General features: G+C 64.8%; 11 protein-coding genes. 5 read left to right on the top strand and 6 right to left on the bottom strand.

Annotation, left to right across the window (positions count from 1 at the left end; genetic code table 11):
* Positions 1 to 142: 142 nt before the first annotated feature.
* Entirely contained in the window at positions 143 to 3,166 is a 3,024-nt protein-coding gene (locus tag ACIBK2_RS43405) for an alpha-mannosidase (protein ID WP_396976697.1), read from the bottom strand.
* Between the two features lie 198 nt (positions 3,167 to 3,364).
* On the opposite strand from ACIBK2_RS43405, the gene ACIBK2_RS43400 reads away from it, so the two are divergent.
* The 4 genes from ACIBK2_RS43400 to ACIBK2_RS43385 are packed head-to-tail and all read left to right on the top strand — an operon-like array spanning position 3,365 to position 7,489.
* Positions 3,365 to 4,750, top strand: coding sequence for an extracellular solute-binding protein (locus ACIBK2_RS43400; RefSeq protein WP_396976695.1), 1,386 nt, complete (start codon positions 3,365 to 3,367; stop codon positions 4,748 to 4,750).
* Positions 4,743 to 5,654: a carbohydrate ABC transporter permease gene (locus ACIBK2_RS43395; RefSeq protein WP_396976693.1), complete on the top strand. Its 912-nt coding sequence runs from the start codon at positions 4,743 to 4,745 to the stop codon at positions 5,652 to 5,654. Before ACIBK2_RS43400 ends, ACIBK2_RS43395 begins: the two co-directional genes overlap by 8 nt.
* Positions 5,654 to 6,478 carry a carbohydrate ABC transporter permease gene (locus ACIBK2_RS43390; protein WP_396976691.1) on the top strand — a complete coding sequence of 275 codons (825 nt, stop codon included), beginning with the start codon at positions 5,654 to 5,656 and terminating at the stop codon, positions 6,476 to 6,478. The genes ACIBK2_RS43395 and ACIBK2_RS43390 overlap by 1 nt, the downstream gene beginning before the upstream one ends.
* Complete coding sequence (locus ACIBK2_RS43385) at positions 6,479 to 7,489, top strand: ABC transporter ATP-binding protein (RefSeq protein WP_396976689.1); 1,011 nt, start codon at positions 6,479 to 6,481, stop codon at positions 7,487 to 7,489.
* Between the two features lie 20 nt (positions 7,490 to 7,509).
* Here the strand turns inward: ACIBK2_RS43385 and ACIBK2_RS43380 are convergent, their stop codons facing one another.
* The 3 genes from ACIBK2_RS43380 to ACIBK2_RS43370 all read right to left on the bottom strand — a co-directional run bounded on the left by ACIBK2_RS43380 (position 7,510) and on the right by ACIBK2_RS43370 (position 10,137).
* Positions 7,510 to 8,532, bottom strand: coding sequence for a hypothetical protein (locus tag ACIBK2_RS43380; protein WP_396976687.1), 1,023 nt, complete (start codon positions 8,530 to 8,532; stop codon positions 7,510 to 7,512).
* Positions 8,533 to 8,863: 331 nt separating this feature from the next.
* The gene (locus ACIBK2_RS43375) at positions 8,864 to 9,667 is read right to left on the bottom strand and encodes an alpha/beta fold hydrolase (protein WP_396976685.1); all 804 of its coding nucleotides are present in this window, start codon (positions 9,665 to 9,667) and stop codon (positions 8,864 to 8,866) included.
* A gap of 113 nt (positions 9,668 to 9,780) precedes the next feature.
* Entirely contained in the window at positions 9,781 to 10,137 is a 357-nt protein-coding gene (locus ACIBK2_RS43370; RefSeq protein ID WP_396976683.1) for a winged helix-turn-helix transcriptional regulator, read from the bottom strand.
* A gap of 142 nt (positions 10,138 to 10,279) precedes the next feature.
* On the opposite strand from ACIBK2_RS43370, the gene ACIBK2_RS43365 reads away from it, so the two are divergent.
* Complete coding sequence (locus ACIBK2_RS43365; RefSeq protein ID WP_396976681.1) at positions 10,280 to 10,687, top strand: RidA family protein; 408 nt, start codon at positions 10,280 to 10,282, stop codon at positions 10,685 to 10,687.
* A gap of 62 nt (positions 10,688 to 10,749) precedes the next feature.
* On the opposite strand, the gene ACIBK2_RS43360 is transcribed toward ACIBK2_RS43365, so the two are convergent.
* Together ACIBK2_RS43360 and ACIBK2_RS43355 are read right to left on the bottom strand one after the other, a co-directional pair.
* Positions 10,750 to 11,547, bottom strand: coding sequence for a fumarylacetoacetate hydrolase family protein (locus ACIBK2_RS43360; RefSeq protein ID WP_396976679.1), 798 nt, complete (start codon positions 11,545 to 11,547; stop codon positions 10,750 to 10,752).
* Between the two features lie 9 nt (positions 11,548 to 11,556).
* Complete coding sequence (locus ACIBK2_RS43355; protein ID WP_396976677.1) at positions 11,557 to 14,496, bottom strand: FAD-binding and (Fe-S)-binding domain-containing protein; 2,940 nt, start codon at positions 14,494 to 14,496, stop codon at positions 11,557 to 11,559.
* Positions 14,497 to 14,559: the final 63 nt, after the last annotated feature.

Below are 14,559 nucleotides of genomic sequence, written 5' to 3'. Positions count from 1 at the left end.
GGGGAGCTAGGCGTCTTCCTGCGGGGACCGCGTCGGCGCTCGAGGCACCGAAGATGTTCGCCCGACCGAAGCGCGAACAGACGAAACTCATTGGAAACCAACGACTTTTGGCCCGACGATAGGCTTACCCTGACCTACCGACTCAGTCGGCGGCGGGTTTAGGGGAACGGGCGAATCGGAGGGTGACGAGTTGGAAGGGGCGCAGGCGGAGGTGCACTCCGGTGCCTTCCGTGGTTGCGGGGATGCCCTCCTGAAGTGGTCGCTCGAGTAGGTCACAGACCTGGAATTCGGCGAATTCGAAGCCGGGGGTTACCAAGGCCGAGGCTCGGCCGCCGTGGGACTCGTAGACGCGGAGGATGATGTCGCCGGTGGCGTCGTCGGCGAGTTTGACGGCGCTGGTGACTACGGCGACGTTGTCGATGGTGAAGAGGGGGGCGACGGGTTCGGCTACGCCCGCGCGCAGTGGGGTGAGGTTGATGCGGTAGCCGGCTCGGACTGCCTCGCCGATGGTGGCGCCGGGGATCAGGGAGTGGCGGAAGTGGTGGGCGCCGTGGTCGGTTTGGGGGTCGGGGAAGCGTGGGGCGCGGAGCAGTGAGGCGCGCACGGTTGTTGTTGTTCCGCCGTCGGGGCGGATGGTGCGGGTGACGTCGTGGCCGTAAGTCGAGTCGTTGACGAGTGCTACGCCCCAGCCTGGTTCGGCGAAGTGGACGAAGCGGTGGTTGCAGGCTTCGAACTTCGCGTATTCCCAGCTGGTGTTGGTGTGGGTGGGGCGGTAGAGGTGGCCGAATTGGGTTTCGGCGGCGTAGCGGTCGGCGTGGATGTCCAGGGGGAAGGCGAGTTTGAGGAATTTCTCGGTTTCGTGCCAGTCGACGGTGGTGTCGATGTCCAGGCTGTGCGCGCCTGATCGTAGGGTCAGGGTCTGTTCGACCGTGGAGGAGCCGAATGAGCGGTGGATCCGGATACTGTTCGAATCCGGTTCTGCGGCAATGGATTCCACCTCGACGAGGTCGGTGCCGCGGTTGCGGTAGAAGATGTCGACGTCCCAGGCATCCCACGAGTTGGGGAGATCGGGGTGCAGCTGAAGCAGATTCGCGGTCGAACCCGGCGGCAGGGTCTCGCGCTTATGCTCGACATCGATCATTGACACGATGAGGCCGCGCGCATCGATCTCGACCCGCAGCAGACCGTTGTCGAGAACGAATCCACCCTCCGCGCGCTCGGTCACCGAGCAGGGATCGCCCGAATCCTCCGGACCAGCAGCACCGGCCGGAATAGAGCACCACGTGTGCGGTGCCGGGTTGAAGACGTTCGGCCCCTCTTTCTTACCGCCGAGCGCCCACTGGGATTGCTCGATGATCGCCGTAAGTTCCTCGGCCACTTCAGCGTACGTCTGCTCCGCCTCTCGATACACCCAGGCGATCGACGATCCCGGCAGAATGTCGTGAAACTGGTTCAGCAGCACTGTCTTCCAGAGCCGATCCAGCGCTGCATACGGATACTCGACCCCCCTGCGCACCGCAGCCGTCGCGGCCCACAGCTCGGCTTCCCGCAGCAGATGCTCACTGCGCCGATTACCTTGCTTCGTCTTCGCCTGACTGGTCAACGTGCCGCGATGCAACTCCAGATACAGCTCCCCGACCCACACCGCCGGATTCGCATACTCCGCCTCGGCCTTGGCAAAGAACTCCGCAGGCTTGTCCCACACCACCTTCGGCGAACCCTCGAGGTTCTTCATCCTGGCGGCCTTCGCGACCATCTCCCGCGTCGTGCCACCACCGCCGTCGCCGTAACCGGTCGGCGCCAGCGACATCGACGCCCGCCCCTTCTCCTTGAAATTCCTTGCCGCGTGCGCGATCTCGCGACCCTGCATCGAGCAGTTGTAGGTGTCGACCGGCGGGAAATGGGTGAAGATCCGGGTTCCGTCGATGCCCTCCCACAGAAAGGTGTGGTGCGGAAACTGATTGATCTGGCTCCAGGAGATCTTCTGTGTCAGCAGCCATTTCGAACCGGCGGCCTTGATGATCTGCGGCAGCCCGGCGGCGAAGCCGAATGTGTCCGGCAGCCAGGCCTCTTCGTTGTCGACACCGAACTCGTCGAGGAAGAACCGCTTACCGTGCACGAACTGCCGCGCCATCGCCTCGGAGCCCGGCATATTCGTGTCGGCCTCGACCCACATGCCACCGGCAGGCACGAACCGTCCCTCCGATACCGCTTTCTTGACTTTTTCGTAGACCTCGGGCCGATGCCGCTTGATGAAGTCGTATTGCGCGGCTTGGGACATCGTGAAGACGAACTCGGATTCTTCGGCCAGCAACGCGGTCATGTTCGCGGTGGTGCGCGCGACCTTGCGCACCGTCTCGCGCAGCGGCCACAGCCACGCCGAGTCGATGTGCGCGTGCCCGACCGCGAAGACCGTGTGCGCGGACGGAATCGCCGGCTTGGCCAGCACCTCGACCAGACAGGCCCGCGCCGCCGCCGCGGTGTCGTTGACATTCTGCAGGTCGATGGCGTCGAGCGCCCGCTCGATCGCGCGGACGAGGTCGTAGCGCCGGGCCGGATCCTCCGGCATCTCGTGCATCAGCTCGCCGAGCACCTCCAGATCCAGCACCAGCTGCCAGACCTCCTCGTCGAAAACCACGAGATCCATTCGGCCGAGCCGATATTGCGGCTCGGTACCGGCAGTCAGCTTGTCACCGAGCACGGTTGGCCCGAAGAACGGAATGACCGGGTTCGACGCCGCCTCGACGTGCAACAGCACCTGCTCGCCGCCGACCGCCGGAGCCGCCACCCGCACCCACTGGCTGCGCGGATGCAGACCCTTGACCGGCGATCCGTCCGGCCGATAGACCAGACCCTCGCACTGGAAACCCGTCATGTTCGGATCGAAACCGATATCGATGATCGCCTCGACGGTCTTACCCGCCCACTCAGCGGGCACCGTCCCCTCGACCGTGAGCCAGCTGGTCCCCCACGGCGCACCCCACTGGGCTCCGGATGAGATCGGCGTCCGCGGCGCGGCCAAACCCTCGGCAACCGGCACCGGCTCATCGGGCGCGACCCAGATCGACGCCGTCATCGGCACCGACTCCGGGTAGATCGCCGGCGCGATCCGCTCATTGAGAACGCGCCCGAGGCGGTCCTCGATCAACCGACGGTCATCGTGCATGACGGTGGCTCCGATCCGGATCGACGACATGATCAACGAACTTCACCCATTCTGCGGCAGCCGGGTGAATTCTCTGGCAGACCGGACGATTTGGGCCCGGCGCGGCGTCTTCGGCCGTATTCCGGGGAATGGGCTTCGGCGGGCATCGTCTTGTGACAACGTCAAGGTGAGTATGGATTTGCCTTTCAGGAGGAACCCATGGCGTCGAACTGGCGGATGTTCGCGGCGGTGGTGAGCGTCAGCTCGCTCTTGGTCGGGGTGGCGGCGTGCGGGTCGGGTGGCGACGGGGATTCGCTGACGATCACCGCGAACGCGATCAACTCGGCGGGCGGGAAGAACGCCGCCGAAGCGAAGTGGATCGAAGACTGGGTGATCCCGAAATTCGTGGCGGATCAGCAGGCCAAGGGTGTCACCGTCAAGGTGAAGTTCCAGGCGACCGGGGTTGCGGACGAGGATTACAAGAGCCGGATCGCCAAGGATCTGAAGACCGGCACCGGTGCCGACGTGGTGTCGCTGGACGGGATCTGGGTCGGCGAATTCGCCGAGGGCGAGCAGATCAAGCCGCTGAACGACCTGGTCGGGGCGGACAAGGTCAAGGCGTGGGACGGCTGGCAGCACATGCCGGACACCGTGCAGCAGTTGACGTCCTACAACGGCGCGCAGTACGGCATACCGCAGGAGACCGACGGGCGCGTGCTGTTCTTCAACCGCAAGCTGTTCGCGCAGGCGGGCCTGCCCGCGGACTGGCAGCCGACCAGTTGGGACCAGGTCCTGGAGGCGGGACGGAAGCTGAAGGCGGTGCCCGGAGTGACTCCGGTGCAGCTCAACGCGGGCACCAGCTTCGGCGAAGCGACGACCACGCAGGGCATTCTGCCGTTGCTGGCCGGCACGGGCAGCACCTTGTTCGAGAACGGCAAGTGGGTCGGCAACACCGCGAAATTCCGTGCGGTGCTGGACTTCTACCGCACGCTGTACAGCGAGAAGTTGGGCGACGCGGAGTTGCAGCAGGACGCCAAAGGTCGGGAGAAGAGCTTCGAAAAGTTCGCCAAGGGACAGGTGGGCATCCTGTTGGAGAGCGACTACTTCTGGCGAGGCGTGCTCGATCCATCTGCGGGCAGCTTCCCGATGACCGAGCGGGACACCCAGGTGGGCTGGGCGAAGATTCCCGCGGCCACACCCGGGACCGGGGTGAATCATCAAGACTTCGTGAGCATTTCCGGCGGCGGCGGACGGGTGATCAGCCCGAAGAGCAAGCACGTCGAATTGGCTTGGGAACTGCTGCAATTCATGAATTCACCGGAGGCGCTCAAAGAGCTGATCGTCGGCGGCGGGCCGCGGATCACTGCCCGGCAGGATGTGAATGCCGATGCGCTGGGCGGAGATCCGCTGCTGACCTTCATCTCCCAGCAGATCCTGCCGATCACGTCGCTGCGGCCCGCGCTGCCCGAGTACACCCAGGTGTCCAAGGCCCTGCAGCAGGCGACGCTGGACGTGGTCACCGGCAAGAGCACAGCGGATGCCGCTGCGGCATATGGCAAAGCCGTGACGGAGGCGGTCGGCAAGGACAAGGTCGCCAGTGACTGACCCCGCGATATCCGTCCCGGGCGCGATCGACGAGAGTGCCGACGTAGCCGGATTGGGGCGCTGGAAGGCGAGCGCGTTCGTCGCACCGGCCCTGCTGCTGATCGCGGCGTTCCTGGTGTTTCCGGCGCTGTGGCTGCTGTGGATCGGACTGACCGATCTCACCGTGTCCGGGCGTACCTCGGTGGATGTTTCCTTTGTGGGACTGGACAATTACGCGAAGGCGTTGACGGACCCACTGTTCGGGAACAGCGTCTGGATCACGCTGCTGTTCGTGTTCGGCTCGGCCATCATCGGACAGAACGTCCTGGGTTTCAGCCTGGCCTGGTCGATGCGCACCGCCGCGCGCTGGGTGCGTGGCGTGGTCGAAAGCCTGGTGCTGCTCGCATGGATACTGCCCGCCAGTGTTGTTGCGGTGCTGTGGATTACGATGCTGGACCGCGACGAAGGCACCGTCAACCGGCTGCTCGATCACCCCGGCTATGCCTGGATGATCCAGCAGCCCTTGGCCGTCATCATCGTGTTCAACATCTGGCGCGGCACCGCGTTCTCCATGCTGCTGTACTCGGCGGCGCTGTCCACGGTGCCGCCTTCGCAGCTCGAGACGGCGCGGCTGGCCGGGGCGTCCGGGCCGCAAATGCTGCGGGACGTGGTGTTTCCGCACGTGCGCGGGCACACGCTGACGAATACGTTACTGATCAGCCTGTGGACGTTCAACGACTTCACGCCGTACCTGCTGACCCGAGGTGAGCCGAACCATCGCAGCGAAACCTTGCCGATCTTCCTTTACCGACAAGGCATCGATGACGGCGCATTGGGTTACGGCGCAGCTGCTTCGGTGCTGATGCTGCTGATCAACCTGGTGCTCGCGTTGTTCTACCTGCGACTGCTGCGGCGGAGGACGTGATGGATCCCAGACAGATCGTTTCGCGGATCGGCTTCTACACCTTCGTCGCGGTGGTGACCGGGTTCTTCGTGCTGCCAATGCTGTGGCTCGCCTCGGCGCCGTTCGACACCAACCCGGGATATGCGCCGCGGATACCGGAAAAGCCGACCCTGAAACATTTTTCGGCGCTGTTCGAGAACGATCTGACCATGGGCTCGCTCTGGAACTCAGTGCTCCTGTCCTTCTTCTGCATGGTGCTGGTGGTTTCCAGTGCGGCGCTGGCGGCGTATGCATTGTCCCGAGTCCGGATACCTGGCCGAGATGCCTTGCTGTACTTGCTTTTACTGCTGTCCAGCGTGGTCACCGGCACCGCAGCGATGGTGCCGATATTCCTGATGATCTGGAAAATCGGGTTGCTGGACAAGCAATTCGGCGTGGTGCTGGTGCTGTCCGGCGGGTTATTGCCCGCGGCGATCTTCATCCTGAAGGACTTCATGGACTCGGTCCCGAGGTCCTATGAGGAATCAGCGCGGGTGTTCGGGGCCGGACCGTTGCGTATCCTGCGCGACATCGTGGTGCCGCTGGCCCGACCCGGACTGGCCACGATCGCGGTGTGGACCGTCGTGAACGTGTGGGGCAGCTACCTGGTGCCGTTCCTACTGCTGCGCGACCAGGACAAGCAACCGGCCGCCGTGGTGGTGCGCACCTTCTACGACGAGGGCGGCGGCGCACAGCTGGGTCCGATCTCGGCGTTCTCGCTGCTGTACTCGATACCGGTGGTGCTGATGTATCTATTCGTCAACCGGCGCTACGGCTTCCGGCTCCACGGAGGGATCAAGTCCTAGATGGCGCAGATCGATCTGGCCGACCTGACCAAGGTCTTCCCCGGGGACGTGAAAGCCCTTGACGCCCTGTCCTTCACGATTCAGGACGGCGAGTTCTTCGCGCTGCTCGGGCCGTCCGGGTGCGGCAAGACCACGCTGCTGCGCACCATCGCCGGGCTGGAAACCCCGACCAGCGGGCAGATTCGGATCGGCGACAAGGACGTCACCCGATTGTCGCCCGGACGACGCGACGTGGCGATGGTGTTCCAGGATTACGCGCTGTTCCCGCACATGACGGTGCTCGACAACATCGCCTATCCGCTGAAGGTCCGCGGCACCGATCGGCGGACGCGGGCGGCGAAGGCGACCGAAACCGGGGATCAGTTGTCGCTGCAGGGATTGATGGCGCGCCGACCGGCCGAGCTGTCCGGCGGCCAGCAACAGCGAGTCGCGCTGGCACGGGCAATGGCCTGCCACCCCAAGGTTTTCCTGTTCGACGAACCACTGTCCAACCTCGACGCCCGCCTGCGCCTCGAAGCCCGCACCTTCTTGAAGAAGCTGCAACACGATCTCGGCGTCACCACCGTCTTCGTCACCCACGACCAAGCCGAGGCGCTGGCCCTGGCCGACCGAATCGCGGTGATGTCGAACGGCCGGATCCGCCAACTCGGCACCGCCCGTGCGGTATTCCGTCGCCCCGCCGATACCTTCGTCGCCAACTTCATCGGCTCCACGCCGATGAACCTGATCCCAGGAGAACTGGTCGGCCAGGACCCCTCCGTCATCTGGGGTGCCCGCCCGGAGTACCTGACCTTCTCCGCCACCTCCGTGCCGGATGCCCTGCGCGGCACCGTATCCACGGTCGAACACCTCGGTGCCACCTCATTGGTCACCGTGGCGGCAGACGGGTTCAGCGTAGGTGTCACCGTGCCAGAGGCGGACGAGCCCGCCTTGGGCACCGATGCTTGGGTAATCCCCCAAGCCGACCGAGTCCTGCTGTACGACGCCGAATCAGGTCTCCTGCGCGCGTAACCATCGCTGTCGATTTTCTCTTACCTACCGCCTCGGGTCCATGGGAAGAAGTCACGTTCGGCAGCGGTCATGAGGTCGCGATAGCCCATGCCGTAGGTCCACGCCGCATACCGGAAGGCGTCGAGCGCCGCCTCGAGCGGGTCTTCGTTGTCGACGGAAAAATAGGCGCCCAGCGGTGGATATTGCTGAATGTGCGCACTCGAGCCCGGCACCCCGGAGACGACCGTCTTCGATATGCGGGTGTCACTGTCGAGGCGACGGCGCAGCCGTCCACTGCTCTGGAAATGGGGCGGCGGCGGCTGATTGTCGTCCATGGCCCGCAGACCTTCGCGGATCCAATCGACGTCGGCGAGGCCCGCGCGTTCGAAGGCACGGTGCACACTCCACCGCGCGAAGGCCCGCTGCCACTCCGGGGTGAGTGCTTCGACATCCTCCAGCAGGCCGGGGCCGAGCGCCGACAGGTAGTACGCGGAGACGATCCCGGCGAGCGCGGGACTCGGCGGGCGGATACCCCATTGCCGAGTGCGCTCGTAGACCGCCTGTGCCAGTGGATGATCGGGCGTGACTCGCCGCACGTCACCGTTTTCGTCTACGACGTAGACGAGGCCGTAGTCGATTCGGACCTGATCGGTCGGCGATGGAGACGGCGCGTTGTCGGTTCTGCGCGACTGCCGGACTCGGGACACCCCACAGGCGGGCGCCGCGTGTCGCGGCTGGTCGTATTCGGTGACCTCCCCGGCGTGGTACTCGGTGAATTCTCCGGTGTGGTACTCGGTGAATTCCCCGGTGTGGAATCCGGGAAGTTCCCCCGTATCAGGGGCATCGAGGCCGCCGGCATAGGCGGGCAGCAAGAAGCGGCCCGACGGGATCGGATCGTGGGGCGGCTCCTCCGGCGACATCGGGTACAGGATCCCGTCGTCGGCGCCGGACTCCTCGACTACCTCCCAATCAGCACGATCGGCATCGGTGGTCGCGTAGTCGGCAGTGAAGTCGGTTCCCCGGAACTGGCTGTGGGCTCGCATTCGGTGGCGTGGCGTTCGCATGGTCTATTCCTCCGGCGTAGAAGCGATCGTCTTCCAGCAGCTGGTGGCGTGCTGCCACCTTCCTCGGCCAACAACGCCGCTCAGGAAGCCGCTACTGGTCGGCCGCCCAACAGGAATAATCCGGTAATTTCTGGCTTCTGTTATCGGATATGTCGCACCTCACCCGACCCCCGTTAGCGCATAAAGCCACGCTGAAAGACACTGTTAATTCTGCTGATAAATCGAGCCATACGGCCTCAAATCGCCTGTGAAACCAGCACCCGCCGCAACGCCCCTCGGATGATCGGACGATTGACACCAGCAGGTGAATTGCTCCGGTCGGTGGGGTCGCTCAGTACGGCGCGACCTCGCGGACGGCATCGGCGACGGCGCGGAAATCCTTGCGCAGGATCGCATCGTGGTTACTAGCGACCTTGGCGCTGATTGTGATGTTGGGGTTGCGGGCGACCACCGAATGGAGGCTGGCGCGAATCAGTTCTTGCTCATCGCCTTTGCTGCCGAAGGACGAACCCGAAGCAACCACGTATCGCGTCGGGACGGTGATTTTGTCCAGCACGGGGCCGAGTTCGCTCTCGCGGGCGAGCCAGCCGAGCTCGATATTGCTGGCGGCCTGCTGTTCGGCACTGAGCCGCGGGACCAGGCCCGTCGGGCGCAGCAGCGGTGTGACCCAGCCCAACCGCTTGAACAGTTTCCGGATGCGCTGCTCCATGGCCTCGTTCATCCAATCGTACGGTTGGGCGCCCTCGACCAACACCGCTCCCAAGGCGCGGTCCGGATTCCGGCTGGTCCAGTGGGCCCCGACGAACGCACCGTAGGACCAGCCCACCACCAGCGGTCGTGCCACACCCCTGGCCGCGAGAACGGCATCGACGTCGCGCACGCACGCCTCGAAGGAATAGTCGGCCGACTTCTGCGACTTCTTGCCGCGGGCCCGCTCGTCATACGTGATGTGCCGGAAGGCTGGACCGAGGTCGGCGATGACCTTGCTCCAGTACCCCTGCGTGGCGAACTGGCCGTTGAGGTAGATCACCGGGATGCCGGGGCCGCCGGTGTCGGTGACGGCCAGGGCCGTGTCGTCGACCGGCACCATGCCGGTCCAGGTCGAATCGGTCGAGGGAGTGCTGTTTTTCGTCATGGGAACGACTATCAGCGGGTGCGCTGACAGCACCCTGACGCAGGGCTGACACGGCGTCTTCGACTGTTCAGCTCGCTGGCTGTGTTCGGACCGAGGACACCAGTCGCGTTACCTCAGGCGTCGAAGCGGTGCCGTGCGGTCTCGATGTGACCGAGGTACCGCTGGGTCCAGCCACACATCCGATCGACCGTCTCGCGGAGGGCTTGCCCCGGCTCGAGAAGCGTGTACTCGACCCGCGGCGGCACGGTCGGGTGCACGTTCCGCTCGACCAGACCATTGCGCTCCAGCATGCGCAGATTCTGCGTGAGCATCTTGTGACTGATGCCCTCGACCTCATCCCGCAACTCCCCGAACCGCAAGGTCCGCTCACCCAGCGTCTCGATAATCAACAGCGCCCACTTGTTGGCAACATCCGAGAAAATCTCCCGCGCCAGCGAATCCGCGCGCGACAAGTCCGCCTCGTTGCCCAACCCACTGACCTGCTTAGTCACCATCAGGTTCCCCAGTCACTAAAAAGTGCGTTCTTCCACGTCAGCGGCCACTCTCCTACAGTTCTCCAGTAACCACAAGAGACCACGAGAGCAGCGACTCTCCCCACTTGGAGGCAACAACATGACCGTCACCCTGCTAAACCCCACCGGCCTACCGAAAGTCGGTGCCTACCACCAGGTCTCGATCGCAACCGGCTCAAAACTGATCTTCCTCGCCGGCCAAGTCTCCTGGGACGCCAACGGATCCACCATCGGCAAAGACGACCTCGCCACCCAGGTCGAACACTGCTACCTCAACATCGCCACCGCCCTCGAAGAAGTCGGCGCCACCTTCGCCAACGTCGCGAAACTAACTGTCTACGTGGTCGATTGGACCCCCGACAAAATGCCCCTGTTCATGGAAGGAGTAACCCGCGCAGCCACAAAACTCGGCATCACTCCGGTGGCCCCGGGCACCCTGATCGGCGTTGCCGCCCTGGACATCCCCGACCACCTGGTCGAGGTCGAAGCCACCGCCATCCTCGACTGACCACGCGTCACCCCGAGCGCGTCCAGCTGACATCGAACCAGTTCGTGCACAAGGACATTCGCTCAGCGAAGATAATGACCATCCACTGCACCAGAGGCTCGGGCGAACCGGGTCGCTCCACCGTCGATAACGGTGTTGCGGAGGGTGCCGATGCCGGAGATTTCGACCTCGACGACGTCGCCGGGCTTCATCGGGCCGACTCCGGCGGGGCTGCCGGTCAGTAGGACGTCGCCGGGTTCGAGGGTGATCCAGCGGGTGACGAATGCTAGTAGTTCTCCTACTCCGAAGACCATTTCCGAGGTGGGGGCTGATTGGACGACTTGGCCGGCTAGGCGGGTGGTGATCTGGAGGGCTGAGGGGTCGGAGATGTCGGTTTCGATCCAGGGGCCCAGGGGGCAGAAGGTGTCGGCGCTCTTTGCGCGGGCCCACTGGCCGTCGGCTCGCCAGTCGTCGGCGGTGACGTCGTTGGCGCAGGTGTAGCCGAGGATGAAGTCGGCGGCGCGGGTGGCGGGGACGTTGCGGGCGGTGCGGCCGATGACGACGGCGAGTTCGCCCTCGTATTCCAGGCGTTGCACCTCGGCGGGATGACGTATCGATGCGTCGAGGCCCGTAATTGCGTTGGGGGACTTGAGGAATAGCGACGGTTGTTGGGGCCAGGGTCTGCCCTTCTCGATGATCTGGCCCGCGTAGTTGCTGCCTGCGCAGACGATGGTGCTGGGGTCGCACGGTGCGAGCAATGTCAGTTCCGACAACCGCCCGACCACCGCGCCGAGCTCTACTTCGAGCAGGTCGTGCACCACATCTCCGACCAGGGCGCCGACCCCGGTCCGTCCGTCGAGTGAGTAGCGGACGATACGCATGGGTGTCTCCTATTCGGGTCCGGCCAGTGCTTCGCGCACCAGCTCGACGGGATGCCACGCGGTGCGACCCGCGCCGTGGAAGATCTGCTGTCGGCAGGACACACCGGTCGCGGCGACGATCGTGTCTGCCGACTCGGCCGCGAGGGCTGGGAAAAGCCGGTCCCCGCCGACGGTCATGGACGTTTCGTAGTGCTCGGACTCGAAGCCGAACGAGCCTGCCATCCCGCAGCACCCCGAATCGATCTCCATGACCTCCACACCGGGAATCCGGCGCAACAGTGCCATGGTGGCCGCCGTGCCGACCTCGGCTTTCTGGTGGCAATGACCGTGGAAGACGATCCGTCGACCGGCGAGCGGAGAATCCGCGCGAAGAGTCAGCCGACCCGCATCGATCGCCTCGACGAGCAGCTCCTCCACCTGCCTGACCCGCTCCGCGACCGCACGCACCGACGTCGAATCAGGCAGCAGCGCAACATGTTCGTCGCGCAACATGAACAGACACGACGGCTCGCAGCCGACAATCGGCGAGCCGGGTTCGGTGTCCTCGGCCAGCGAACGGACGAGCCCGGTGGCCTTCTTCTTCGCGTCGTCGAGCAGCCCCTTGGACATGCTCGACCGCCCGCAACAGCCGCCACTCGCCAGCTCGACCCGCCAGCCCGAACGCTCCAGCAATTCGATCGCCGCCGCACCGATATGCGGCTCGGTGAACGTGGTGAACGAGTCGGCAAGCCAATTGACAGTCCCCAGCCGCGTCTGGTCGACCGTCACGGCCCGACGACGGAACCAACGAAGCAGATTGACCCGCTGGAAAACCGGCAGCGGACGAGCGGCCGTGATACCGAGCGTGCGGTCCATCATCCGACGCGCGAATCTGTTGCGCCCCGGCAAATTCGACAATGGAGCGGTGGCCGACCCGATCCGATTGAGCAACCTGATCGATCCGAAAGCCCTTGAACGCACTGGTGTTCCGTGAATCTCATGATGATGCGCGAGCGTCTCCGCCTTGAGCGACGCCATGTCCACACTCATCGGGCATTCACTCTTGCACGCCTTGCACATCAGGCACAGATCGAGGATCTCGTGTAGCCGCTCACCGCCGAGCGCGGCATGCGGATCCGGCTCGGACAGCGCCTTCACCAGCGCGTTGGCCCGCCCGCGGGTGGAGTGCTCCTCGTTCTTGGTCGCGATATAGGACGGGCACATCACCCCCGAGGTGGACTTGCGGCACAGCCCGATATTCATGCACCGATCCGCCGCACCACGCATACCGCCGACCACCTCGAACTGCAGCGCCGTAGTCAACAGCGGCGCGGGCGGCAGCGCGTCGCGGTCCCGCAGGTTGTCCGTCATCGGCGGCGCGTCGACGATCTTGCCCGGGTTCATGACGTTCCCAGGATCGAAGAGCCGCTTGACCTTTCGCATCGCCTCATACAGTTCGTCACCGAAGATCTCCCGGTTGAACTCACTGCGCGCGAGCCCGTCACCGTGCTCGCTGGAGTTCACCCCGCCGTACTCGGCGACGAGATCCTTCACCGCCTCGGCGACCGTGCGCATCGTGATCACCTGCGCCGGATCGGTCAGGTCGACGAACGGCCGGATGTGCAAGCAGCCGACCGAGCAGTGACCGTAGAAGCCCGCCTCCATGTGGTGCTCGTCGAGAATCTCCTTGAACCGCTTGGTGTATTCGGCCAGGTGCGCCGGATCGACTGCGGTGTCCTCGACGAAGGCGAGCGGGCGGCGGGTGCCCTCGCCCGCGGCCATCAACAGGCCGAGGCTGGACTTGCGGACCTTCAGCAATGCGGTCTGATCGGCGGCGGTGATGGCCCGCAGCGTGTGGTAACCGTGCCCGTTCTGCTGCCATAGTCGGTCGAGCCGGTCCAGATCGGCGATCAGCGGCCCCTCATCGTCACCGCTGAACGAGACGAAAAGCAGTGCGCCAGGGTCACCGACGAGAATGTTCCCGAGTTCGGCGTACTCGATCTTCTGCCGGGACAACTCCAGGATCGTGCGGTCCATCAGCTCGACCTGATGCGGCTCGCAGCTCAACGCGTCCGTGGTGGCCGCGATGGCGCTCACGGTGTCGGTGAAATGCCCTACGGCATAAACTGTTCGGGCAGGCTTGGGCACCAGATCCACCAGCGCGTGGGTGGCGACCACCAGCGTGCCCTCCGCACCCACAACAAACTTGGCCAGATCGAACGGCTTGTCCTCCCCGAAATCCACCAGCCGGTCGAGCCGGTAACCGCAGGCGCGTCGCCAGAAGGTCGGCATCCCGGCCTTGATGGCCGCCTCCTCGGCGATGACCAGTTCCGGAAGCTCTTGGTAGATACGGCCTTCCAGCGTTTGCGCCGTAGCGCGCCGCTTACGTTCGACCTCGTCGACCGGTTCCAACCGCGCGCGTGAACCGTCGGAGAGCACCACATCCAGTGCTCGCACGTGATCGATCGTCATGCCGTAGGTCCTGGAACCGCTTCCCGCGGAATTGTTTCCGATCATTCCGCCGATGGTGGCCCGGTTGCTCGTCGAGGTGTCCGGGCCGAACATCAAGCCGTGCACGCCTGCGGCCTGATTGAGCTGGTCCTGCACCACCCCGACCTCGACCAGCGCGGTGCGTGCGATCGGATCGATCTCCAGGATCCGGTTCATGTACCGGGACAGGTCGAGTACCAGGCCCGGACCTACGGTCTGCCCGGCCAAACTCGTTCCAGCACCACGGGCCACGATCGGCACCCCGAGCTCACTTGCGGCCCGCACCGCCGCCGCGACGTCGTCGGCGTGCCGTGGAAATGCCACGCCCAGTGGAGTTATCGAGTACATGCTCGCGTCGCGGGAGAAGATGTGGCGGCTGTAGTCGTCGAAGGCGACCTCGCCGTCCATCGTCGTGCGGAGCGCGTCCTCGAGCCGTGTGGCGACGGCCGATCGATCGGCCGTAGCGGTAGGTAGGTTCATGAGAGTCCTTCTGATCCTTGGCAATTCACAACAGGGACCATGCGGCGGCCGACCCGGGGACCG

The organism is Nocardia sp. NPDC050175 (genome assembly GCF_044459885.1).
Taxonomy (GTDB): Bacteria; Actinomycetota; Actinomycetes; order Mycobacteriales; family Mycobacteriaceae; genus Nocardia.
The sequence above is the reverse complement of the archived record's forward strand: the minus strand, read 5'-3'. Positions and strand labels throughout refer to the sequence as shown.

Bases quoted from the DNA above. Each gene is read 5' to 3' on its own strand.
- ACIBK2_RS43405 (WP_396976697.1), bottom strand. From the start codon at position 3,166: ATGCACGATGACCGTCGGTTGATCGAGGACCGCCTCGGGCGCGTTCTC.
- ACIBK2_RS43375 (WP_396976685.1), bottom strand. From the start codon at position 9,667: ATGACGAAAAACAGCACTCCCTCGACCGATTCGACCTGGACCGGCATG.
- ACIBK2_RS43365 (WP_396976681.1), top strand. From the start codon at position 10,280: ATGACCGTCACCCTGCTAAACCCCACCGGCCTACCGAAAGTCGGTGCC.
- ACIBK2_RS43390 (WP_396976691.1), top strand. From the start codon at position 5,654: ATGGATCCCAGACAGATCGTTTCGCGGATCGGCTTCTACACCTTCGTC.
- ACIBK2_RS43360 (WP_396976679.1), bottom strand. From the start codon at position 11,547: ATGCGTATCGTCCGCTACTCACTCGACGGACGGACCGGGGTCGGCGCC.
- ACIBK2_RS43385 (WP_396976689.1), top strand. From the start codon at position 6,479: ATGGCGCAGATCGATCTGGCCGACCTGACCAAGGTCTTCCCCGGGGAC.
- ACIBK2_RS43355 (WP_396976677.1), bottom strand. From the start codon at position 14,496: ATGAACCTACCTACCGCTACGGCCGATCGATCGGCCGTCGCCACACGG.
- ACIBK2_RS43380 (WP_396976687.1), bottom strand. From the start codon at position 8,532: ATGCGAACGCCACGCCACCGAATGCGAGCCCACAGCCAGTTCCGGGGA.
- ACIBK2_RS43400 (WP_396976695.1), top strand. From the start codon at position 3,365: ATGGCGTCGAACTGGCGGATGTTCGCGGCGGTGGTGAGCGTCAGCTCG.